Source organism: Microbispora rosea, assembly GCF_044460045.1.
GTDB lineage: Bacteria > Actinomycetota > Actinomycetes > Streptosporangiales > Streptosporangiaceae > Microbispora > Microbispora rosea.
Map to the genome: position 1 here is coordinate 138,713 of NZ_JBITJO010000009.1, position 22,534 is coordinate 161,246.

The 22,534-nt window shown below is 71.4% G+C and carries 20 protein-coding genes; 11 read left to right on the plus strand and 9 right to left on the minus strand.

What is annotated here, in order from left to right; translation table 11 throughout:
- Positions 1 to 70: 70 nt before the first annotated feature.
- Both ACIBK1_RS31265 and ACIBK1_RS31270 read right to left on the minus strand, forming a co-directional pair.
- Entirely contained in the window at positions 71 to 745 is a 675-nt protein-coding gene (locus tag ACIBK1_RS31265) for a DUF6766 family protein (RefSeq protein WP_363536111.1), read from the minus strand.
- Between the two features lie 94 nt (positions 746 to 839).
- Entirely contained in the window at positions 840 to 1,238 is a 399-nt protein-coding gene (locus ACIBK1_RS31270; RefSeq protein WP_357325708.1) for a hypothetical protein, read from the minus strand.
- A 142-nt stretch (positions 1,239 to 1,380) separates the two neighbouring features.
- Between ACIBK1_RS31270 and ACIBK1_RS31275 the strand changes: the two genes are divergently transcribed.
- On the plus strand, positions 1,381 to 1,755 hold the full coding sequence (locus ACIBK1_RS31275; protein WP_030506595.1) for an STAS domain-containing protein: 375 nt from the start codon (positions 1,381 to 1,383) through the stop codon (positions 1,753 to 1,755).
- Positions 1,756 to 1,778: 23 nt separating this feature from the next.
- Here ACIBK1_RS31275 and ACIBK1_RS31280 read toward each other — a convergent pair whose 3' ends face one another.
- Positions 1,779 to 2,897 (minus strand): MBL fold metallo-hydrolase, encoded by a 1,119-nt coding sequence (locus ACIBK1_RS31280; RefSeq protein ID WP_396739290.1) that lies wholly within the window; start codon positions 2,895 to 2,897, stop codon positions 1,779 to 1,781.
- Positions 2,898 to 3,059: 162 nt separating this feature from the next.
- Here ACIBK1_RS31280 and ACIBK1_RS31285 point away from each other — a divergent pair, with 162 nt between their 5' ends.
- From ACIBK1_RS31285 to ACIBK1_RS31295, 3 genes are all read left to right on the plus strand, one after another.
- A complete protein-coding gene (locus ACIBK1_RS31285; RefSeq protein WP_396739292.1) occupies positions 3,060 to 4,436 on the plus strand; it encodes a hypothetical protein in 1,377 nt (458 codons plus the stop codon).
- Between the two features lie 209 nt (positions 4,437 to 4,645).
- Positions 4,646 to 6,310 (plus strand): urocanate hydratase, encoded by a 1,665-nt coding sequence (gene hutU / locus ACIBK1_RS31290; RefSeq protein WP_396739451.1) that lies wholly within the window; start codon positions 4,646 to 4,648, stop codon positions 6,308 to 6,310.
- A complete protein-coding gene (locus ACIBK1_RS31295) occupies positions 6,303 to 7,550 on the plus strand; it encodes an allantoate amidohydrolase (RefSeq protein ID WP_396739294.1) in 1,248 nt (415 codons plus the stop codon). Before hutU ends, ACIBK1_RS31295 begins: the two co-directional genes overlap by 8 nt.
- Before the next feature lie 186 nt (positions 7,551 to 7,736).
- Here ACIBK1_RS31295 and ACIBK1_RS31300 read toward each other — a convergent pair whose 3' ends face one another.
- From ACIBK1_RS31300 to ACIBK1_RS31315, 4 genes are all read right to left on the minus strand, one after another.
- The gene (locus ACIBK1_RS31300) at positions 7,737 to 8,333 is read right to left on the minus strand and encodes a hypothetical protein (RefSeq protein ID WP_396739296.1); all 597 of its coding nucleotides are present in this window, start codon (positions 8,331 to 8,333) and stop codon (positions 7,737 to 7,739) included.
- A gap of 177 nt (positions 8,334 to 8,510) precedes the next feature.
- The gene (locus ACIBK1_RS31305; RefSeq protein ID WP_396739298.1) at positions 8,511 to 10,940 is read right to left on the minus strand and encodes a Tex family protein; all 2,430 of its coding nucleotides are present in this window, start codon (positions 10,938 to 10,940) and stop codon (positions 8,511 to 8,513) included.
- 209 nt (positions 10,941 to 11,149) lie between these two features.
- Positions 11,150 to 11,530 (minus strand): hypothetical protein, encoded by a 381-nt coding sequence (locus tag ACIBK1_RS31310; protein ID WP_396739300.1) that lies wholly within the window; start codon positions 11,528 to 11,530, stop codon positions 11,150 to 11,152.
- 125 nt (positions 11,531 to 11,655) lie between these two features.
- Positions 11,656 to 13,404, minus strand: a complete 1,749-nt coding sequence (locus tag ACIBK1_RS31315; protein WP_396739302.1) for a RecQ family ATP-dependent DNA helicase — start codon at positions 13,402 to 13,404, stop codon at positions 11,656 to 11,658.
- Between the two features lie 92 nt (positions 13,405 to 13,496).
- On the opposite strand from ACIBK1_RS31315, the gene ACIBK1_RS31320 reads away from it, so the two are divergent.
- The 3 genes from ACIBK1_RS31320 (at position 13,497) to ACIBK1_RS31330 (ending at position 16,120) form a co-directional block, all read left to right on the plus strand.
- On the plus strand, positions 13,497 to 14,510 hold the full coding sequence (locus ACIBK1_RS31320; protein ID WP_396739304.1) for an NADPH:quinone reductase: 1,014 nt from the start codon (positions 13,497 to 13,499) through the stop codon (positions 14,508 to 14,510).
- A 101-nt stretch (positions 14,511 to 14,611) separates the two neighbouring features.
- The gene (locus ACIBK1_RS31325) at positions 14,612 to 15,565 is read left to right on the plus strand and encodes a Ppx/GppA phosphatase family protein (RefSeq protein WP_030506584.1); all 954 of its coding nucleotides are present in this window, start codon (positions 14,612 to 14,614) and stop codon (positions 15,563 to 15,565) included.
- Between the two features lie 126 nt (positions 15,566 to 15,691).
- Positions 15,692 to 16,120, plus strand: a complete 429-nt coding sequence (locus ACIBK1_RS31330; RefSeq protein WP_030506583.1) for a hypothetical protein — start codon at positions 15,692 to 15,694, stop codon at positions 16,118 to 16,120.
- 187 nt (positions 16,121 to 16,307) lie between these two features.
- Here ACIBK1_RS31330 and ACIBK1_RS31335 read toward each other — a convergent pair whose 3' ends face one another.
- Entirely contained in the window at positions 16,308 to 16,448 is a 141-nt protein-coding gene (locus ACIBK1_RS31335; protein WP_156080805.1) for a hypothetical protein, read from the minus strand.
- Positions 16,449 to 16,579: 131 nt separating this feature from the next.
- Between ACIBK1_RS31335 and ACIBK1_RS31340 the strand changes: the two genes are divergently transcribed.
- Positions 16,580 to 17,071 carry a metallophosphoesterase family protein gene (locus tag ACIBK1_RS31340; RefSeq protein ID WP_396739306.1) on the plus strand — a complete coding sequence of 164 codons (492 nt, stop codon included), beginning with the start codon at positions 16,580 to 16,582 and terminating at the stop codon, positions 17,069 to 17,071.
- A gap of 37 nt (positions 17,072 to 17,108) precedes the next feature.
- Entirely contained in the window at positions 17,109 to 17,573 is a 465-nt protein-coding gene (locus ACIBK1_RS31345; RefSeq protein WP_396739308.1) for a DUF5709 domain-containing protein, read from the plus strand.
- Between the two features lie 10 nt (positions 17,574 to 17,583).
- On the opposite strand, the gene ACIBK1_RS31350 is transcribed toward ACIBK1_RS31345, so the two are convergent.
- On the minus strand, positions 17,584 to 18,492 hold the full coding sequence (locus ACIBK1_RS31350) for a LysR family transcriptional regulator (RefSeq protein ID WP_396739310.1): 909 nt from the start codon (positions 18,490 to 18,492) through the stop codon (positions 17,584 to 17,586).
- Positions 18,493 to 18,636: 144 nt separating this feature from the next.
- On the opposite strand from ACIBK1_RS31350, the gene dnaE reads away from it, so the two are divergent.
- A complete protein-coding gene (gene dnaE / locus ACIBK1_RS31355; RefSeq protein WP_396739453.1) occupies positions 18,637 to 22,182 on the plus strand; it encodes a DNA polymerase III subunit alpha in 3,546 nt (1,181 codons plus the stop codon).
- On the plus strand, positions 22,179 to 22,499 hold the full coding sequence (locus ACIBK1_RS31360; protein WP_030506578.1) for a DUF6300 family protein: 321 nt from the start codon (positions 22,179 to 22,181) through the stop codon (positions 22,497 to 22,499). The genes dnaE and ACIBK1_RS31360 overlap by 4 nt, the downstream gene beginning before the upstream one ends.
- Positions 22,500 to 22,534 lie beyond the last annotated feature (35 nt).

Sequence of the window (22,534 nt, forward strand, 5' to 3'; positions counted from 1 at the left end):
CCGTGGAATGCGACAAACGTGGACATTCGGAGCCTTTGACCGAGATTGTCATCCGGTGGGGTGAGGTCCGTCAGCCGCTGGACGCCGTCTCGGCGTGCGGGTCGCCGACCTTCTTCGACTGCGGTGAGCCCCGCTCACGCAGGAAGATCGCCAGTAGGACCATGGAGGCGACCGCCAGGAACTCCGACTGCCAGTTCTGCAGAGTGCGGTTCCAGAAGTCGGGTGAGGTCACGTAGCCGCCCCAGCCGACCGGGTCCTCCAACTGGGCGAGTTGCTCGTTGTTGTACGCCGCGAGGCCGGCGACCGACTGGGCCAGCCAGGACAGCAGGAAGAGCAGGCCCATCGCGATGCCCAGGGAATGGCTGAAGACCGTCCGCCGCCAGCCGGGCGCCGCGGCCCAGGCGGGGGAGCCGGGGGCGGCGTAGGGGCCGACCTTCTGCTCGGCATCGGACTCCAGGCCCTCCTCGCCTTCCTTCTTCGACTCGGGCGAGCCGCGCTGGATCAGCCAGACGGTGATGAGGATGTAGAGGAAGAACTGCAGATACTCCGACTGCCAGTTCTCCGCGACGTCGACGGCGAAGCTCGACGAGGTGACGTATCCGGCCCAGGTGACGGGGGAGCCGCCGTTGGCCGCCTGTTCCTCGTTGAAGGCCGCCGCGCCCGCGACCGACTGCCCGGCCAGGGCGGCCAGGAAGAGCAGCAGGAAGCACAGCGCGAGCGCGTTGTCCCTGACCAGACGCTTCAACGCCGCTACCTCCCCGCCAGGCCGACGACGATCACGTACGCGAGGACCAGCGCGATCGTGACCAGCAGCACCGCGTAGAGCGTGCGCGCACCGTTCACGTCCGCACCTCGCATTCGTACGGCTGCCCTGTGTGTGACTGATCCGGGCGGGGCCGGCAGCCCGCGGCCCGCACCCGCCAGCCGTCCGGGAAGCGGTGCAGGAAGAGCGTGTCGCCGTCCACCCGCACGCGCGCCTCGTCGCCCCAGACGTCGACGCCGCGGATCGCGCCCGCCCGCAGTCCGGCGGACACGATGTCCTTCTCGCAGTCGTCCAGTGAACGGGCGGCCTCGGGGGCCAGGAGAAGGCATGCCGGTCCGCCCCGGCCGTCTCCGGCCGCGGACAGGAACCGCTGGGCCGTCGCGGCGACCGAGGTGTCCTCCGCCGAGGCGCAGCCCGCGGTGACCTGCGCGGTGACCAGCCCGAGGCAGACGACCGCCGTTGCTCGTATGCCCATGAACCGCGACTACCCGAGGGGCGGAGGTGAAACCTGAACAGAGTTCTCGTCGGCGATATGGGATTTATCGCCTGTGACGCGTAAAATGGGTATTTCCGGAAGCTGTTCCGGTAGGGTCATCTCACCAGCGGAGGTGGGATCCTTGCACGATTTCCAGGTGTCGGTGGCGCAGTCACCTCCCTTCACCCTCGTCACGCTCAGCGGCGAACTCGATGTGATCACGGTCCCCCGGCTGCGTGAGCGGGTGGCACCCCTCCTGGCGCGTCCCGCGACGCGCATTCTGTTCGACGTGGAGAAGCTGCGGTTCATCGACAGCGCCGGCATGAGGGTGCTCATCGACGCCTGCGTCCGCACCCCGCCGAAGGACGGTGACGGCGCGCTCTGCGGGATGAGCCCGCAGATGCGTCACCTGTTCTCGTTGCTCGGGCTGATCTCGCGGCTCACCGTGTATCCGACCCGCGCCGACGCGTTGAGCCACCCGGCGGCCATGCCTCCTGACACGGCCCGGATGAACTGACCGGCCGGCGCGGGACCGGCTCCTCACAGGATCGTCTGCCACCAGCCGTCCACCGGCGGCGGGTCGTCGACCGTCACGCGCTCACCCGGCCGCGGCACCACGAGGCGCACGTCGCGTGCCTTGGCCTCCCGCCACAGCTGGTCGATCGGGTCGCTCCAGGCGTGCGCGGCGAGCGAGAACGTGCCCCAGTGCACCGGCAGCAGCACCCCGGCGCGCACGTCGAGGTGGGTGAGGACCGCCTCTTCCGGCGTCATGTGGATGTCCGGCCAGGCCTTGCTGTAGGCGCCGATCTGGATCACCGACAGGTCGAACGGCCCGTACGCCTCGCCGATCGCGGCATACCCGTCGAAGTAGCCGGAGTCGCCGGTATAGAAGACCCGTCGGCGCTCGCCCGCGATGACCCACGAGGCCCAGAGGGTCTGGTCCCGGCGGAATCCGCGGCCGGAGAAATGACGGCCGGGGGCCGCCACGAACCGGAGGCCGGACACCGTGGCCTCCTCGTTCCAGTCGAGCTCGATGATGCGGGACGAGGGGACCCGCCACCGTTCGAGATGGGCGCCGACCCCGAGCGGCACCAGGAACGGGGCGGACTGCGTGCGGGCCAGCAGACGCACCGTGTCCATGTCGAGGTGGTCGTAGTGGTCGTGCGAGATGACGATCGCGTCGAGCTCGGGCAACTGGTGCAGCGGCACCGGCGGAGGGTGCAGCCGGCGCGGCCCGGTGAACGACGCCGGGGAGCAACGCTCGCTCCACACGGGATCGAGCAGCACCCGCCGCCCCTCGATCTCGATCAGGGCCGAGGAGTGGCCGTACCAGACGGCGTCGAGGTCGCCGCCCCGGGACGGGCCGGGAGTCATCAGGGGAACGGGCAGGCGGGGCTTGCGCTGCGTCCGGCGGAGGAACTCGCGGAGGACCTGCTGCCTGGTCCCCGGCGGGAGGATGGGACTGGGGGTCGTGTTGCGGAACGCGCCGTCGCGGAACTGTTTCGAGCGCCGCACCCGATGCGCCCGCTCTCCCGAGGGCCGCGCTCCCAGCGCGGCGGGGACGTCCCGCACCGCCCACACCGCCGCCGCCAGGGCGGCCGCTCCCGCGACGAGCCCCAGGCGACGGCCCAGGGCATTACTTCTCAGAACACCGGTCATCAACGGCAATCTCCTTGCTGAGGTCTGCCGATCAGACTAGGCAATCTCCGTGCGGGTCGCGGCGGCGGCGTCTTGCCTGTGGACAACCCTCCCCGGAGACTGCGTGTTGAATGAAACCATGCAGACCGACCGGCCCGGCGCGGGCAGGCGAGGCGGAGGACGATGAAGACCGGCCACCACGCGGACGACGGCCCGGCCGCCCACGACGACGACCATGATGACCGCGACCTGCCCGGGGGCCGCGACCAGGGTGATGGCCGCGACCTGCCCGGGGGCCGCGACATCCGCGACATCCCGGGGGGCCGCGACCAGAGTGACGGCGGCGACCTCCGTGACGACCACGATCGGGGTGCCGGTCACGACGGCCGCGACGTTTCCGGGGACCTCGGCGGCCTTGACGGCGACGCCGCGTCCCGCCTGCTGCGGCTGTTCGAGGGGCATCGGCTGACGCCCGTGCAGCGCAGGATCGCCCACTGCCTCGCACAGCACGCCGCCGAGGCGCCGTTCCTGTCGAGCATCGAAGTGGCCGAGCTGGCCGGGGTCAGCCAGCCCTCGGTGACCCGCTTCGCGATGGCGCTGGGCTACAGCGGATACCCCGGTCTCCGGCGCAGGTTCCGCGAGCTGGGCGTACGGCCAGGCCGGGAACGGGACGGCGCCGGCCGGAACGGAGAGGACGCGGGACCCGACGCCCACGCTTCCGCGCACGCGGCCGCCTCCCGGCTCTCCGACGGCGGCGCGGCCGGGTGGGCCGAGGGCCGGGGGGAGGGGCCCGGGGCGATGCTTCCCGCCACGGCGGAGGACTCGCTTCGTCCGCCGTCGCGACCCGGCGCGTCCACGCGGCCCATGTCCGAAAAGCCTGTGTCTGAGCGGCCTGTGTCTGAGCGGCCTGTGTCTGAGCGGCCCGTGTCTGAGCGGCCCGTGCCCGGGGATCCCGAGCCCGGCCTGGATCGGGCGACGGGCGCGGGTGGCGGATATCGGCGGGCCGTGCTGGCGGAGATCGAGAACCTGCGCGCCCTCGCCCGGTCGCTGGACGACCCCGGGCCCGTCGCCGAGGCGGCCCGCCTGCTCGCCGCGTCACGGCCGCTGCCGGTGCTGGGCCTGCGGGCCGCCGCGGCCCAGGCCGCCGGATTCGCCTACTTCGCGGCGAAGGTCCACCCCGACGTACGGCCCCTGCACGAGGCGGGGTCGCTGCTGGCCGATCGGGTCGAGCAGGCGGCGGCGGCCGGGGCGACGGCGTTGCTGTGCTTCGCGCTGCCCCGCTATCCCGCCGAACTGGTGGACGCCCTCCGGGCCGCTCGCACGGCCGGGCTGGCCGTGGTCACGGTCGCCGACCGGCGGGTGCCGTCCCTCGCCGGACTGTCGCACGTTCTGCTCACCGCCGGGGTGGGCACGCACCTGGTGTTCGACACGGCGTGCGCGCCGATGATGCTCGGCCGGGTGCTCCTGGAGGCGATGTGCGACGAACTGCCCGGGGCGCAGGCCCGTCTGGAGGCGTTCGAGGCGTCGGCCGCGGCCCGCGGGGTGTTCCTCATTGACTGAATCTATTCATTCACCCACGATGGATGGGACTCACTGAATAGGACCATGCGCCGCGGGCGCGGGTGGAAGGAGGACTCGTGGCTGACGACGGCGGCGGTGCCCTCGGCGGCAGGGCCCCACACGAGCAGGTTTCCGGCGACCGGGTTCCCAACGGCCGGGTTTCCAACGACGGGGTTTCCGATGACGGGGCTTCCGGGGGCCGGGCTCCGATCCGGGCTCCCCGCGGCGGCACGCTGAACACGCGCGGCTGGCAGCAGGAGGCCGCCCTGCGCATGCTCATGAACAACCTCGACCCCGAGGTCGCCGAGCATCCGGAGCGGCTCGTCGTCTACGGCGGCAGCGGCAAGGCGGCCCGCGACTGGCCGTCGTACGACGCGATCGTGCGCGAGCTCACCACCCTGCGCGCCGACGAGACCCTGCTCGTGCAGTCGGGCCGGCCTGTCGGCGTGATGAGCACCCACGAGTGGGCTCCCCGCGTGCTCATCGCCAACTCCAACCTCGTCGGCGACTGGGCGACGTGGCCGGAGTTCCGCCGGCTGGAGCGGCTCGGGCTCACGATGTACGGCCAGATGACGGCCGGTTCGTGGATCTACATCGGCACCCAGGGCATCCTGCAGGGGACGTACGAGACGTTCGCGGCGGTCGCGGCCAAGCGGTTCGGCGGCAGTCTCGCCGGGACGATCACGCTCACCGCCGGGCTCGGCGGCATGGGCGGCGCGCAGCCGCTCGCGGTCACGATGAACGGCGGCGTGGCGATCTGCGTCGACTGCGACCCGCGCAGCGTCGAGCGCCGCATCGGCCACCGATACCTCGACGTCCGCGCCGAGAGCCTCGACGAGGCGCTGCGCCTGGCGTACGAGGCCAGGGACGCCCGCCGCCCGCTGTCCATCGGAGTCGTGGCCAACGCGGCCGAGGCCGTGCCCGCGCTGCTGGCGGGGGGCGCGGAGATCGACATCGTGACCGACCAGACGAGCGCGCACGACCCGCTGGCCTACCTGCCGCTGGGCGTCGCGTTCGAGGACATGGCCGCGCTGGCGCGCAAGGACCCCGAGGGCTTCACCCACCGGGCCCGCGAGTCGATGGCCCGGCACGTCGAGGCGATGGTCGGCTTCCAGGACGCGGGCGCGGAGGTGTTCGACTACGGCAACTCGATCAGGGGCGAGGCGAGCCTCGCGGGGTATGCGCGGGCGTTCGACTTCCCCGGATTCGTGCCGGCCTACATCCGGCCGCTGTTCTGCGAGGGGAAGGGCCCGTTCCGGTGGGCGGCGCTGTCCGGCGACCCTGCCGACATCGCGACGACCGACCGCGCGATCCTCGATCTGTTCCCCGACAACGAGCCGCTGGCCCGGTGGATCAGGATGGCGGGCGAGCGGGTGCGGTTCCAGGGCCTGCCCGCGCGGATCTGCTGGCTGGGGTACGGCGAGCGCGACCGGGCCGGTGCGCGGTTCAACGACCTCGTCGCCTCGGGGGAGATCTCCGCGCCCATCGTGATCGGCCGCGACCACCTCGACTGCGGCTCGGTCGCCTCGCCCTACCGCGAGACGGAGGGCATGCTGGACGGTTCCGACGCGATCGCCGACTGGCCGCTGCTCAACGCCATGGTCAACGTCGCCTCCGGCGCGTCCTGGGTGTCGATCCACCACGGCGGCGGGGTCGGCATCGGCCGCTCCATCCACGCCGGACAGGTCACCGTCGCCGACGGCACGCCGCTGGCCGGGGAGAAGATCCGCCGGGTGCTGACCAACGACCCCGGGATGGGCGTGATCCGGCACGTGGACGCCGGATACGACCGAGCCGCCCAGGTGGCGGGGGAGCGCGGCGTACGCGTCCCGATGGCCGAGGCGGAGCCGGCCGGCCCCGACGCCGATGTCTGAGGGGGCGGCGCGGGTCCTGCCGGAGGAGGTGGCGGACGGTTTCCGCCGGCTGTGGCGCGACCTGCTTCCCGTGGGCCGGTGCGACGCGACGGGCGGATACCGCCGGCACGCCTGGACGACGGCAGACGCGGAGTGCCGGGCCTGGTTCACCGAACAGGCGCGGCACCGCGGCCTGACGTACGAGACCGACCGCAACGGCAACCAGTGGGCCTGGCTGGGCGATCCCACGGCGGGTGACGCCGTGGTGACCGGCTCCCACCTGGACTCGGTGCCCGACGGCGGGGCGTACGACGGGCCGTTGGGCGTGGCGGGGGCGTTCGCCGCGCTCGACGCCCTGCGGGCGCGCGGACTCCGGCCGGAGCGGCCGCTGGCGGTGGTGAACTTCACCGAGGAGGAGGGCGCCAGGTTCGGACTGGCCTGCCTGGGATCGCGGCTGATGACCGGCGCCGTCCGTCCCGAGACGGCAGGGGCGCTACGCGACGCGGACGGCGTCACGCTGGCGGCGGCCATGGAGCGGGCGGGACGCGACCCGGCGGCCGCCGGGCGTGACGACGAGCGCCTGACGCGGATCGGCGCGTTCGTGGAACTGCACGTGGAGCAGGGCCGCCACCTCGCCGCCACGCCACACCCGGTCGGCGTCGCCTCCGCGATCTGGCCGCACGGCCGCTGGCGTTTCGACTTCCGCGGGGAGGCCAACCACGCCGGGACCACCCGCCTGGAGGACCGGCGCGATCCCATGCCGGCGTACGCGGCGGCGGTGCTGGCCGCCCGGGCGAACGCCGAGCGCCTGGGGGCCCTGGCCACCTTCGGCAGGATCAGGGTCGAGCCCAACGGCACCAACGCCATCGCCTCGCTGGTCAGCGCCTGGCTCGACTGCCGGGCGCCGGACGCCGCCCTGCTGGACAGGCTCGTCGAGGAGACGGCGCGAGCGGCCGAGGAGGCCGAGGTGACCCGGGAGTCCTACACGGCGGTCGTGAACTTCGACGTGCCGCTGCGTGACCGCGTCGCGCACGTCCTCGGGGGAGCGCCGGTGCTGCCCACGGGGGCGGGGCACGACGCGGGCATCCTCGCCGGCGAGGTCCCGGCGGCCATGCTGTTCGTGCGCAATCCCACGGGCGTCTCGCACTCGCCGTACGAGCACGCCGATGAGGCCGACTGCCTCGCCGGGGTCGCCGCGCTCGCCGCCGTTCTGGCAGATCTGCTCACGTCGGCCGCCGACGGCTCCGGCGGGGCTCGCTGAGCGTGCGGACCGCCCCGACGGGCCAGCTGCGCGCGGACGGCCCCGCCAGGCGATGCCCGGAGAGCACGGGCGACGCCCGGGAAGCGGGGACGACCCGGCGAAGCACGGACGACCTCGGGGAAGACCGTGAGGACGCCCGTTACCCCGAAAGTGAAAAGTGGAATTCCACGGCAGGGGGAAACGGTGTCAGGCCTCGGCAAAGTGGTGATCGTCGACCTGTTCGAATAGGGGCAGATAGTCCGACGTTCTCGATAGTTGAGCCTTTTGTCGCTTAAAGTGCTTATTTGCCCTCTGATGGGTGACTGGGGCGTTTGTTGCCTTTAGCGTGAGAATCAGGGTCCAGATCCAAAGGTTCGATGGATCGATTCGAGCTCCGTGAATGCGGATGTCGTCCGCTTTCTCGACACGGAGCCGACGGAGGGATACCCCATGTTCAAGGAAGCACTGGCTGCTGCCGTCATGACGGCTTCGGCCCTCGTCGTCCCTGTCGCGCTTCAGGCGCAGCCCGCCAACGCCGCCGGCACGACCGAGCAGGTCGTCCGGCCGTCGGTTACGGGGGACTGCCCGGGAGGCAGATGCCACGGCAGGCACCATCACCGTCACCATCGCCACCTTCGGGAGCAACAGCAGCAACAGCAGCAGCAGCAACAGCAGGGCCGCAGCCGTCACCAGCAACAGCAACAGCAACAGCAACAACAGCAGCAGCAACAGGGCCGCAGCCGTCACCAGCAACAACAGCAGCAGCAACAGCAACAGGGCCGCGGGGGTCAGCAACAGCAGCAACAGCAGCAGTGACCGGATGACCGTTCATCGTGCCTGATCAGCCCCGTGCCCCGCGTCCACCGTCTCGCGGGGCACTTCTTACGGCCGCTGACGGCGGTCCCGGCGCCCTGAACGCGGGCGCCGGGCGCAAGAGGCCGTTGGATCCGGCAGGGTGCGTCAGCGGGGACGCAGGGTGCGTCAGCGGGAACGGCGGTCGCCGGAGCCGGGGTCGGTCAGCCCGGCGCGGCGCAGGGCCTCGGCCATGGCCCCGCCGAGCGGCGCGCCGCCCGAGCCCCGGCCGTTGCCGCGGCCGGACCCGCCCCTGCCGCTCTGGCTCTGGCCGCCCTGGTTTTGGCGAGCGGGGTTCTGGCCAGCAGGGTTCTGGCGGGACTGGTTCCGGCGCGCCTGGCCGCGCCGGCCGTCCTGCCGGTCGTCGCGCGCCTCGCCGTTCGGCCCGCCCCTGCGGCCGCCGGCCGCCGTTTCGTCGTCCAGGCGCAGCGTGAGCGAGATGCGCTTGCGCTGGAGGTCCACGTCGAGCACCTTGACCCGCACGATGTCGCCGGGCTTGACCACGTCGCGGGGGTCCTTCACGAACGAGTTGGACATCGCGGAGACGTGGACCAAGCCGTCCTGGTGCACGCCGATGTCGACGAACGCCCCGAACGCGGCGACGTTGGTGACGACGCCCTCCAGGATCATGCCGGGCGACAGGTCGGACGGCTTCTCGACGCCGTCCTTGAAGGTGGCGGTCTTGAACGCCGGCCGGGGGTCGCGGCCCGGCTTCTCCAGTTCCTTGAGGATGTCGGTGATGGTCGGCAGGCCGAAGGTGCTGTCGACGAACTCCGACGGTTTGAGCGAGCGGAGCGCGGAGGTGTTGCCGATCAGCGTGCGCAGGTCGCTCCTGGTGAAGTCGAGGATGCGGCGCACGACCGGGTAGGCCTCGGGGTGCACGCTGGAGGCGTCGAGAGGGTCGTCGCCGCCCGGGATGCGCAGGAAGCCCGCGCACTGCTCGAACGCCTTCGGACCGAGCCGCGGCACCTCCTTCAGCCCCGTCCGCGCGCGGAACGGCCCGTTGGCGTCGCGGTGCGCGACGATGTTCTCCGCCAGTCCGGCGCTGATGCCGGACACACGGGTCAGCAGCGGGGCGGACGCGGTGTTGACGTCCACCCCCACCCCGTTGACGCAGTCCTCCACCACCGCGTCGAGTGAGCGCGACAGCTTCACCTCGGACACGTCGTGCTGGTATTGGCCGACGCCGATGGATTTGGGGTCGATCTTGACCAGTTCGGCCAGCGGGTCCTGCAGGCGCCGGGCGATCGACACCGCGCCGCGCAGCGAGACGTCCAGGCCGGGCAGCTCCTGGGAGGCGTACGCCGACGCGGAGTAGACCGAGGCCCCGGCCTCCGAGACCACGATCTTGGTGAGATGCGGCATGTGCTTGACCAGCTCACCGGCGAGCTTGTCGGTCTCCCGTGACGCGGTGCCGTTGCCGATGGCGATCAGCTCCACGTTGTGCTCGGTCGCCAGCCGGGCCAGCACCGCGAGCGACTGGTCCCACTGCCGTCTGGGCTCGTGCGGATAGATCGTCTCGGTGGCCACCACCTTGCCGGTGCCGTCCACGACCGCGACCTTCACGCCGGTGCGCAGCCCCGGGTCGAGGCCCATGGTCGGCCGTGCCCCGGCGGGCGCGGCCAGCAGCAGGTCGCGCAGGTTGGCCGCGAACACGCGCACGGCCTCCTCCTCGGCCGCCTGCCACAAGCGGGTGCGCAGGTCGATGCCCAGGTGCACGAGGACGCGGGTCCGCCAGGCCCAGCGCACGGTGTCGAGCAGCCACTTGTCGGAGGGGCGGCCGAGGTCGGCGATGGCGAAGCGCCGGGCGATCCGCGCTTCGTAGTCGTTCGGCTCCTCGGCCTCCGGGTCGAGGGTGAGCGTGAGCACCTCCTCCTTCTCGCCCCGGAACATCGCGAGGATGCGGTGCGAGGGCAGGCGGGTGAAGGGCTCGGAGAAGTCGAAGTAGTCGGAGAACTTGGCCCCGGACTCCTGCTTGTCCTCCCGCACCTGGGAGATCAGCCGCCCGCGGGACCACATCCGCTCCCGCAGGTCGCCGATGAGGTCGGCGTCCTCGGCGAAGCGCTCGACCAGGATGGCCCTGGCACCCTCCAGCGCGGCGGCGGCGTCGGCCACGCCCTCGCGCACGTATCCCTCCGCGGTCGCTTGAGGGTCCAGCGACGGGTCGGCGAGCAGCGCGTCCGCCAGCGGCTCCAGCCCCAGCTCCCTGGCGATCTGGGCCTTGGTGCGGCGCTTGGGCTTGAAGGGCAGGTAGATGTCCTCCAGCCGGGCCTTCGAGTCGGCCTCCATGATCCGCGCTTCCAGGGCCTCGTCGAGCTTGCCCTGCGAACGGATCGACTCGAGGATGGCGGCCCGCCGCTCCTCCAGCTCGCGCAGGTAGCGCAGCCGCTCCTCCAGCGTGCGCAGCTGGGCGTCGTCGAGCGCGCCGGTGGCCTCCTTGCGGTAGCGGGCGATGAACGGCACCGTCGCCCCGCCGTCGAGCAGGTCGACGGCCGCGGTGACCTGACTCTCGCGCACGCCGAGCTCTTCGGCGATCCGCTGCTGAATGGACGTCGTCACGATCCTGATCCGCCTTCTTCCGGGTCCGCCCTTTTTCGGGGGCCGCCCTCTCCGGGAGGCTCTCATTCTGCCGGATCCGCCGGGCCCCCTCATTCAACCTGTGGACAACCGGAGCGGCCACGATGCCGGCGGCCGGGAGCGAGCGGCCGGGAGCGATACGCCGGCCACGCGGCATTCGACGCCGGGGCCGCCGCGGCTCCGGCGCGGGCTCAGCGGATCTGGAGCCGCTCGTACAGACCGGCGCAGGCCAGCAGCAGGAACGCGAGGGTGAGCAGCGCGTGTGGCGCGAACGGCGCGCCCCTGGCGGGCGTCTCGCCGGCCGGGGTCTCCACCGCGGGCCGGTTCGGCGTGGTCTCCGGATGGTGGGCCAGGTAGCCGGTGGGGAACGAGGTCACGGTCCCGCAGCCGCATCCGGGGCAGGTCATCCCGGACCAGGGCGGCTGGACGACCACCTCGTCCCGGGTCCACATCACGATGTCGACGCCCTGCTCGTCGCGCGTGCGGTGGACGATGTACTCCTCCTCCCAGACACGCAGGCAGTGCAGGCACTCGAACGGCCACGTCTCCCTGGCGCTGACTGCCTCCCGCACCGGTACCACCCCCGAACTGACGACCTCCGCCTACGAGTCTCAACACAGGGTGAAACCACTGCAAGTGGTGTGAAGGACACGATCGGTAATGATTGCCCAGCAGGCCGGGTGCTTCTCCTGCTCCGTCAGACCACTTCGAGCAGCTCGTCGACCAGGCCGAGCGCCAGCGTCTTGTAGCCCACGGAGTCGAACAGCACCGTGATCCGGTCCTGCTCGCGGCTCATCACGATCCCGTGCCCCCACTCGGCGTGCCGGACGTTCGCGTGCATGGGGAACCGCCCGTCGCCGGTCTCCGGCGGGGTCGCCGTCCCGGAGCGGCAGGTGTCGCAGTCGCCGCAGGACCGCTCGTACGGCTCGCCGAAGTACTCCAGCAGGAAGCGGCGCCGGCAGCCGGTTGTCTCGGCGTAGCCGCGCATCATCTCCAGCCGGGAGTCCTCCATCCGGTGCCGGAGGTCGTCGATCTCCACCGCGTGGGCGGCGGCCTCGTCCGGCGGCGGGCCGTCGGGCGCGTAGCGCAGGGCGCCACCGTGGGCGACCTCGACCGCGCCCGCCCGTTCGAGCAGATTGACGTGCGAGGTCAGCCTGGCCGCCCCCACGTCGAGGAGCCCGCGCAGGTCGGCGGCGGCCACCTCCCCGCCGTGCTCGTGCACCAGCGTCGCGACGCGCCGCATCAAGGCCTCGTCCGCGCGGCCCGCGGCGAAGAACCTGCGCAGCCCGAGGTCCTCGGGCCGGTAGAACAGCACGGTGTCGGCCGGGTTGCCGTCCCGGCCCGCCCGGCCGATCTCCTGGTAGTACGCGTCGAGCGACTCCGGAGGCGCGGCGTGCAGCACGTAGCGCACGTCGTGCTTGTCGATGCCCATCCCGAAGGCCGAGGTCGCCACGACGGTGTCGAGGTCGCCGTCCTGGAACCGCTCGTGGATGCGGCGGCGTTCCTTCGCCTTCATCCCCGCGTGGTACGCCTCGGCCCGGCGGCCGCGCTCCTTCAGCAGATCGGCGTACTCCTCGGCCTGGCGCCGCGTCGCCACGTAGATCAGCCCCACGCCGTCGAGCCCGGCGGCGTGGTCGGCCAGGGCCCTGCGCTTGTCGTCGTCGCTCGTGAACCGGCGAACCTCGAGCTGGAGGTTGGGCCGGTCGAATCCCCGCACGATCTGCTGCGCGCCGGTCAGGCCGAGCGACTCGACGATCTCCTCGCGCACGGTCGGCGCGGCCGTGGCCGTCATCGCGATCACCGGGGGATGGCCCAGGCGCTCGATCACCTTGCCGAGCCGCAGATACTCCGGCCGGAAGTCGTGGCCCCAGGCGGACACGCAGTGCGCCTCGTCCACGGCGATCAGGGAGGGCCGGGCCTCGGCCAGCCGTTCGACCACCTCGGGCTTGGCGAGCTGCTCCGGCGACAGGAACACGTACTCGGCGTCGCCCGCCGTGACCTGGTCGAGGCCCGCCTCGACCGAGCCGGCCGAGTTGACCGCGACCGCGCCCGCCGCCCCCGCCTTGAGCAGGCCCATGACCTGGTCGCGCTGCAGGGCGATGAGCGGCGAGACGACGACCGTCGGGCCGTCGAGGAGCAGGCCGGGCACCTGGTAGACGGCCGACTTGCCGCCGCCGGTCGGCATCACCAGCAGCACGTCGCGCCCCGCGAGCAGGTGCTCCATCGCCTCCTGCTGGCCGGGGCGCAGCTGCTGCCAGCCGAACGCCTCCCTGGCCGTGGCCCGCAGGCGCCTGCCCCTGCGTCCGAAATGCCGGCCGAAGCGGCCCCCCGCCCAGCCCCTGGCCCAGCTTCCCGACCAGTCCCTCGACCAGCCGCCCGCCGTGCCGCCGAGCCGGTCACCGGCCCTTCCGCCCGACAGGCCTCCGTACCTCTGCCTGACGCTCATGCCATCGCACCCCCTCGCCGATCGGCCTGCAACTACCCGAGCGGAAACGGCCGAACCGGAATAGCGGTACGGACCGGCGCCTTGGAGCCGGTATGAGATCGATCGTGTATTCCGAGACCGGGGACAGCGACGTCCTGCGCCTGGCCGAACGGCCGGTGCCCGAGCCGGGGCCAGGAGAGGTACGCGTGCGGGTGGTGCGCTCGGGCGTCAACCCCACCGACTGGAAGGCGCGGCGCGGCCGGCTGGGCCATCCGGAGGCCGTGCCCAACCAGGACGGCGCCGGCATCGTGGACGCCGTCGGGCCCGGTGTGACGGCGGTGGGCCCGGGGGATCGGGTGTGGGTGTGGGAGGCCGCCTGGGGGCGGCCGGACGGCACGGCGCAGGAGCACGTCGTCCTGCCCGAGCGGCAGGTCGTGCCGCTGCCGGACGGAGCCTCGCTCGACCTCGGCGCGAGCCTCGGCATTCCCGCGCTGACCGCGCATCGCTGCCTGACCGTGGCGGAGGGCGGACCGGACCGGCTCGCCCCCGGAGCGCTCGACGGCAGGACCGTCCTTGTGGCGGGCGGGGCCGGGGCCGTGGGCAACGCCGCGATCCAGCTCGCCCGCTGGGCCGGGGCGACCGTCGTGACCACCGTCAGCGGGCCGGAGAAGGCGGCGCTGGCCCGGGCAGCGGGGGCGCATCACGTCGTCAACTACCGCACCGGCGATCCGGCGGCGGAGATCCGTGGCGTCGCCCCGGGCGGCGTCGACATCGTGGTGGAGGTCGCGCCGGCGCCGAACGCCGCCCTCGACGCGGCGGTCACCGCTCCCGGCGGGGTCGTCGCTGTGTACGCGAACGACGGGGGAGACGAGGTCGCGCTGTCGGTGCGCGACCTGTTCACCCGCAACGTCCGCTACCAGTTCGTCCTGGTCTACACGGTGTCCGAGGCCGTCAAGGACGCCGCCGTGGCCGACGTGCGCGCGGCGGTCGAGGCGGGCGCGCTGCGGGTGGGGGAGGAGGCCGGGCTGCCCCTTCACCATTTCCCTCTGGAGCGTACGGCCGACGCTCACGACGCGGTCGAGTCGGGCACGGTCGGCAAGGTGCTCGTCGACGTCGCGCCGGAGTGAGCGCCGGGTGAGCCCAGGGTGAGCGCCGGGCGGGTCCAGGGTGGGCGCTGCGAGCCGGGAGGGACGATGGATCTTTCCCGCGCGGGCGGTAGCGTCGGGGCATGCGACTTGGAGTGCTGGACGTCGGTTCCAACACGGTGCACCTGCTGGTGATGGACGCGCATCAGGGCGCCCGGCCGCTGCCCGCGTTCTCCCACAAGGAGGAACTGCGGCTGGCCGAGCATCTCGTCGGCGGCGACAGGCTCAGCGCGGAGGGCGCGGCGCGGCTCGCGGCCTTCGTGCGCGAAGCGGCCCGCATCGCCGAGGACAAGGGTGTGGAGGACCTGGTCGCCTTCGCCACTTCGGCGGTCCGCGACGCGGTCAACGGCGAGGACGTGCTGGCCCAGATCAAGGCCGAGACCCGGGTGGACATCCAGGTGCTGTCGGGGGACGACGAGGCCAGGCTCACGTTCCTGGCCGTCCGCCGCTGGTTCGGCTGGTCCTCCGGGCGGCTGCTGGTGACCGACATAGGGGGCGGGTCACTGGAGATCGCCTCCGGTCTCGACGAGGAGCCCGACGTCGCCGTCTCCCTCCCGCTCGGCGCGGGACGGCTCACCCGCGACTGGTTCACCGCCGACCCGCCCGATCCGGAGGAGCTCCGCGCGTTGCGGCGGCACGTCCGCACCGAGATCGCGCGGACGGTCGGGGCGGTCGCGAAGTACGGCAGGCCGGACCACGCGGTCGCCACGTCCAAGACCTTCCGCCAGCTCGCGCGCATCGCGGGGGCCGCCTCGTCCGGCGAGGGCCCGTACGTCAAGCGGACGCTGACGCACGAGGACCTGGCCGAGTGGACGGCCCGGCTGGCCACGATGCCGGCCGCCCGCCGGGCGGAGCTTCCCGGCGTGTCCGCCGGGCGGGCCGCGCAGCTTCTCGCCGGCGCGGTCGTCGCGGACGCCGCGATGGACCTGTTCGAGGTGCCGGTGCTGGAGATCTGCCCGTGGGCGCTGCGGGAGGGCGTGATCCTGCGCAGGCTCGACGGCCTGCCCATGGGTGGGCCCTCGCTGGCCGATCAGTAAGGTATGAGAGTCATCCAAACGGGGCAAGGCACCAATAACCGGCAATTTCCGTTCCTCTACGTGGCGGGTGATCTTCCGCCGGCCACCGGAGTGCCGTAATCGGGGTCGACCTCTGGAGGAATCTGAATGGTGGAGCTGCTGGGAGCCGTGGTCTCCCTGGCGGCGGTGGCGGTGCTGGTGCTCGGAGTCGTGCTGGTGATCGCGATCGCGACCCTCGTGTGGCTGGGTGCGATGGCGATGAGCACCGGGCGCGAGTCCTACGGGCGGGCGACACCCGTCCCGGAGGGCACGGGCCTGGACGGACGCGCGCGGAACTCCCGGCCCGAGGCCGTGACGACCGGTGCGTCCGCCGACGGATCCGGCCAAGCACCTGCGGCCGGGTCCGGCCAGGCACCTGTGACCGGGTCCGGTAAAGCACCTGCGCCGGGTTCCGGCCGAGCACCTGCGGCCGGGTCCGGCAGGGCGCCCGTCGGCGCGTCCGGCAACGGACACGTCAACGGGCGGGCCGCGGGCCGGAAGGTCCGTGCCGTCGCCGCCTCCGCGCGTCGCGCATAGAGAGACCCACGCCGGCGTCTGCGTCCCCGTCAGGTCTTTCCTGGCGGGGACGCCGTCGTGTCAGGTCTTTTCCTGGCGGGGACGCGGTCGTGTCAGGTCTTTTCCTGGCGGGGACGCGGTCGTGTCAGGTCTTTTCCTGGCGGGGACGCGGTCGTCCGGGCCGCCTCGCGGCCGGGCGGCGCGGTTGTCAGCGGCTCTCCCTGCTCTGGCCGGACAGCGTCTTGACCAGCTCGGTGAGGCGGGCGACCTGAGTCTCCAGCCCGCGTACGCGCGCCTCGAGCTCGGACAGGGTGGGGGCCTGGTAGCCGTCGGCGATCTGCCTGCTCATCGTTCCTCCCGAGCGGGACCGGCCGGGGGAGACCGGTGTAGGGGTGCAGGGCATGAGGGTCGTGCGGATCCTGAATCCCTATTCCCCGAATATGTGATTTGGCACCTCTTCTTCGCGGGGAAGATGGAACGGTGAAGGTCGTCGTGCTAGCGGACACCCACGCTCCCCGGCGCTGGAAGTCCTGCCCGCCCGCGGTCGCCGCGCATCTGCGGGGGGCGGACCTGATCCTGCACGCCGGCGACGTCTGCACCGCCGACGTCCTGGTGGAGCTGTCCGCGTACGCTCCGGTCCACGCGGTGCTCGGCAACAACGACGGCCCGGACGTCGTGGCCTGGGGCGCCCCCGAGACGCTCGGCCTCGACCTCGACGGGTTCCGGGTGGCGATGATCCACGACAGCGGACAGGCCGCCGGGCGGACCGCACGGATGCGGCGCCGCTTCCCCGAGGCCGACCTGGTCGTCTTCGGCCACTCGCACATTCCCATGGACCTCACCGGCGACGGGGTGCGGGTGTTCAACCCCGGCTCGCCCACCGACCGCCGCCGCCAGCCGCACGGCACCATCGGGATACTCGACGTCGACGGCGGCGTGCTGCGGCAGGCCGAGATCGTCCCCGTCACCTGACCTGCCTAAAGGCCGTACGGCGGGGCATGGGGCCGGTATGAGAGAGAACAGACCACAGCCCGACCCGCGTTCGCGGTTCGAGGACGAAGGCATTCCGGACCTGCAGGAGGGCACACCGGGGCAGCAGTGGGCCGAGGACCCGCAGGAGATGCCGCTGCCCGGCGACCGGCCCCTGGGCCTCGACGAGTACGGCACCACGCCCAACGAGATGCGCGAGGGCGAGTCCATCGGCGGGCGCCTGTCCCGCGAGGTGCCCGATGCGGACGTCCGGTTCGGCACGGAGCCGGGCACGGGCGATCCGGCCGACTACGTGACCGTCGATCCCGCCCAGCCCGGCAGGTACGGCACCGCGGAGCCCGGCCAGGCCGGCCGGCTCGTCGATCCGGACGGCGGCATGGGTGTGGACACCGAGAAGGACATGATCGCGGAGGATGTGGGGCCGGACCTCGGCGGCTACACGGCGGAGGAGCAGGCGATGCACGTGGAGGACGAGACACCCTAGGACGGCCCCCCTAGCTGAACGAGGCCCGGTCGGCTTCCGGGAGCCACTGACGGCCGGGGTCGAAGCGGAGGTAGCGGGCCGTGACGAAGCGGATGAACGCCTCCAATACTGATTGGTGGTTGTGCCGGTGGAAGAGCAGTGAGCATGGATAGACAGGCGTCGGATCGACCAGCGGGATCCGCATGATCTCCGGATGCCGGGGTACGAGCGTTCCCTCGCCGACCAGGCTCACTCCCCTGCCGGCGGCGACGTCGGCCACGAAATGCTCCCAGCCGAAGTCGGGCCCTGAGGCGTCGATCCCGATGTCGAACGCGGCGCCGAGTAGGCGGTAGTACTCGGCCCACTCGCTGCCCGGGGCGTTGCCGGGCATCCACACCGTGGATCCGGCCAGTTCCGCCACACGGATCGCCTGCCGGCCCGCGAGCGGATTTCCGCGGGCGACGAGCAGGTGCAGCGGCTCCAGGTGAGCGGGCACGCTGTCGAGGTCTTCCAATGGGCCGCTCACACGGCAGAAGGCCGCATCCACCGATCCCCGGGCGAGCGTGGTGCGAGCGGTCCTGAGGCCGTTGGAGGTGACGAGTTCGACGTCCACGCCCTCGCTCCGGTCATGAAAGGCTCTGATCACGTCGATGACGGCGGCCAGCCGGGTGTCCAGGACGTCCACCCGCAGCGTGCGCCGCCGCCCCCCCAGCACCTCCCGCGCCCGGTCCGCGATTCCGATCAGGGCGCGGGCGTGCGGTAAAAACGCCAGGCCGTCCTCGGTCGGCTCGGCCCCATTGCGGGAGCGGGAGCACAGCCTCAGACCGAGATCGGACTCCAGCCGCGCGATCCGCTTGGAGACCGCCTGCTGGCTGATCCCCAGCCGGGCCGCAGCCTGGCTGAAGTACCGCTCCTCGATGACGGCGACGAACGCGCGCACCGCGCCGAGATCTAAATCCCCTCCACCTTCAGCCACAACCAGCGGTTGTGATTTATCGGCGTGTCGATTGTTGGACAACCCCACCTGCTCTCGGGTCGAATTGCGCGAGCCGTCCCAGAGCCTACAACCAGGAGAGGTGACCAGCTGGTGGGATCCTTCGTCCATCTGCACGTGCACACCGAGTACAGCATGCTCGACGGCGCTGCGAAGATCGGCCTGCTGCTGGACGAGGTGTCCCGCCAGGCGATGCCCGCCGTGGCGATGACTGACCATGGCAACCTGCACGGGGCGTACGAGTTCTACCAGTCCGCGCGCAAGGCCGGCGTCAAACCGATCATCGGCATCGAGGCGTACGTCGCCCCGGCTTCTCGGCACCATCGACAGGCGGTGTACTACAGCGACAACCTGGCGCTGCGCCGCTCGAACGACGACACCGGCGAGGGCGGCGACGTCTCCGGGCGCGGCCTGTACACGCACATGACGATGTGGGCGGCCGACGCCCAAGGTCTACGGAACCTGTTTCGTCTCCAGTCCCGAGCCTGGCTCGAGGGACACGTCCAGAAATATCCGCGGATGGATGACGAGCTGCTCGCCGAACACGGCCCGGGCATCATCGCCACCACCGGCTGCCCGTCGGGGGAGGTGCAAACTCGGCTCCGGCTCGGCCAGTACGAGCGGGCCGTCGAGGCCGCCGCCCGTTACCGCGACCTCTTCGGCAAGGAGAACTACTACCTGGAGCTGATGGACCACGGCCTGGCCATCGAACGCGGGGTCCGCGACGACCTGCTGAGACTGGGCAGGCAGCTCGGCCTGCCGCCGCTGGCCACCAATGACTCCCACTACGTCACAGAGAAGCAGGCTCCGGCGCACGACGCGCTGCTGTGCGTGGGCACAGGCAAGCGGTTGGCAGACGCTGACCGCTTCCGGTTCAGCGGTAGTGGCTACTTCATCAAACCCTCCGGTGAGATGCGGGCGCTGTGGGACGCCGAGGTGCCCGGCGCGTGCGACAACACGCTGCTGGTCGCCGAACGCGTCGGCGACTACGGCGAGGTTTTCGCCCACCGGGACCTGATGCCGCGCTTTCCGGTGCCCGAGGGGGAGACCGAGTCGAGCTGGCTGCGCAAGGAGACCCTCACCGGTGCCCACCGCCGCTACAGCGGCGACCCGTCGCGGGAGGTGCTCGACCGCATCGACTACGAGCTGTCGGTCATCGACGTCATGGGCTTCCCCGGCTACTTCCTCGTGGTGGCCGACATCTGCCGGTATGCCCGCGACCACGGCATCGGGCTGGGGCCGGGGCGGGGCTCGGCCACCGGATCGATGGTCGCGTACTGCACGGGCATCACTCAGCTCGACCCGATCGAGCACAAGCTCATCTTCGAACGTTTCCTCAATCCCGAACGCATCACCATGCCGGACGTCGACCTCGACTTCGACGACCGGCGGCGGGACGAGATGATCGACTACGTCACGCGCAAGTACGGCGATGACCGCGTCTGCCAGATCGTGACGTTCAACACCATCAAGGCCAAGGCCGCCGTCAAGGACGCCTGCCGCGTGCTGGGCCTGCCGTACGCGCTGGGAGACCGCATCACCAAGGCGTTCCCCGCCGCGGTCGGCGGCAAGGAGATCCCGCTGTCCGCCATCCACGACAAGAGCCACCCCCGCCACGGCGAGGCGGCCGAGTTGCGCGCCATGTACGAGCAGGACGCCGATGTCAGACGCGTGATCGACACCGCAGCCGGCATCGAGGGCCTCACCCGCGGCACCGGCGTCCACGCCGCCGGCGTGATCCTGTCCAGCGAGCCACTCATCGACATGATCCCGCTGGTCAAGCCCAAGGCCGACGGCCCGGTCATCACTGGGTTCCCCTTCACCCAGGCCGAGGACATGGGGCTGCTGAAGATGGACTTCCTCGGCTTGCGCAACCTGACGGTGATCGGCGACGCGATCGCGAACGTGCGCGCCAACAAGGGCATCGACATCGACGTCTTCGAGGTCCCGCTCGACGACGCCACGACGTACGAATTGCTGGCCCGCGGCGACACGCTCGGCGTCTTCCAACTCGACAGCGGCGGCATGCGGGTGCTGCTGAGACTCATGCAGCCCACCACGTTCACCGACATCGCGGCCGTGAACGCGCTCTACCGGCCCGGCCCGATGGAGATGAACGCCCACACCAACTACGCGCTGCGCAAGACCGGCAAACAGAAGGTCGAGCCGATCCACCCGTCCTTGGAGGAGGTGCTCGAACCCATCCTCGGCGACACCTACCACCTGGTCGTCTTCCAGGAGCAGGTCATGGCCATCGCCCAGCAACTCGCCGGCTACTCCCTCGGTGCCGCCGACCTGCTGCGTCGCGCCATGGGCAAGAAGAAGAAAGAGGTCCTGGACGCCGAGTGGGACAGATTCTCGACCGGTATGCGCGGCCGCGGCTTCTCCGACGAGGCGATCAAGGCCGTGTGGGACGTGCTGGTGCCATTCAGCGGGTATGGCTTCAACAAGTCGCACACCGCCGGATACGGCCTGGTCTCGTACTGGACGGCTTACCTCAAGGCCAACCACCCCAGCGAGTATCTGGCTGCCCTGCTCACCTCCGTCGGCGACGACAAGGACAAGATGGCCGTCTACCTGTCCGACTGCCGACGTCTCGGCATCAAAGTGCTACCGCCCGACGTCAACGCCAGCAGGCTCGACTTCGCCGCCGTCGGCTCCGACATCCGCTTCGGCCTCGGCGCGGTACGCAACGTCGGCGCCAACGTGGTGGACGCCATCGTCACCACCCGCGAGGCCAAGGGCCCCTACGGGGACTTCGACGACTTCCTCACCAAGGTCCCGTCCGCCGTCTGCAACAAGCGCGTGATCGAATCACTGGCCAAGGCCGGGGCGTTCGACAGCCTCGGGCACCCCCGCAAGGGCCTGGTCGCGGTGCACGAACAGGCCATCGACACGATCATCGATGTCAAGCGCAACGAGGCCCACGGCCAGAACACACTCTTCGGCGAGCAGGGCCACAGCGGCGCCTTCTCGATCGTCGTTCCGCAGGGGGAGTGGAACAAACCCACCCTGCTGGCCTACGAACGCGAGATGCTCGGCCTGTACGTCTCCAGCCACCCCCTCGACGGCGCCGAGCGCGTCCTGGACGCCGGTCGCGACACCACGATCGCCGACCTGCTGGCCTCCGGACGGCAGGATGGCGCGGTCAGGATCAGCGGCATCATCTCCGGCCTGCAGCGCAAGGTCACCAAGCAGGGCAACCCGTGGGCGATCGTCACCCTTGAGGACCACGACGCCGCCGTAGAGTGCCTCGTCTTCCCCAAGACCTACACTCTGTACGGCGACGCACTGGCCGAGGACCGCGTGATCTCCCTGCGCGGCCGGATCAACGTACGCGACGAGATGGTGAGCGTCTACGCCGAGGAGATCACCCTCCTCGACGTCGCCCAGGGCGACACCGAGCCACCCGTGGTGATCTCGATCCAGGAAGGTCTGCTCAACGCGCTGCTCGTCCGAGAGCTCAAACACGTCCTCACCGCCCATCCCGGCCGCGCGCCTGTACACGTGCATCTGCACCGCCGCAACGCCAAGAATCTGTTGCTCGACCTCGTCCACTTCCAGGTCACCGCAGGGCCGGCGTTCTACGGCGACGTCAAAGCACTCCTGGGAGCCACGGCGATCGGCGGCGCATGAGCCACGCCCCCGCCTCCGACAAGACCTGCCCCCGCTGCCGCACCGGCGAGGTCCTCGCCGTCCTGCGTCTGCCGCACACCTGGACGAACACGTCGGGCCGCCCAGTACGCGGGATCAGGGAGGTGCACCTGTGCACGCACTGCGACGCGGGCCACCCGATCGTCACCTACTTCGCCATCCACGGGTCGGCACGTCCAGAGCACGCGGACTTCCTCGCCCGGCTCCTGCGCCACTGGACCGACCACGTCAGGCCGCTGGTGCCGGACGAGAACGCGCTGCGCGCCGAGGCCGACGCCTGGTGCAACGGTGAGCTGTGAGAGTACGCCCCTGCCACGTGGACGGTGGACCACGG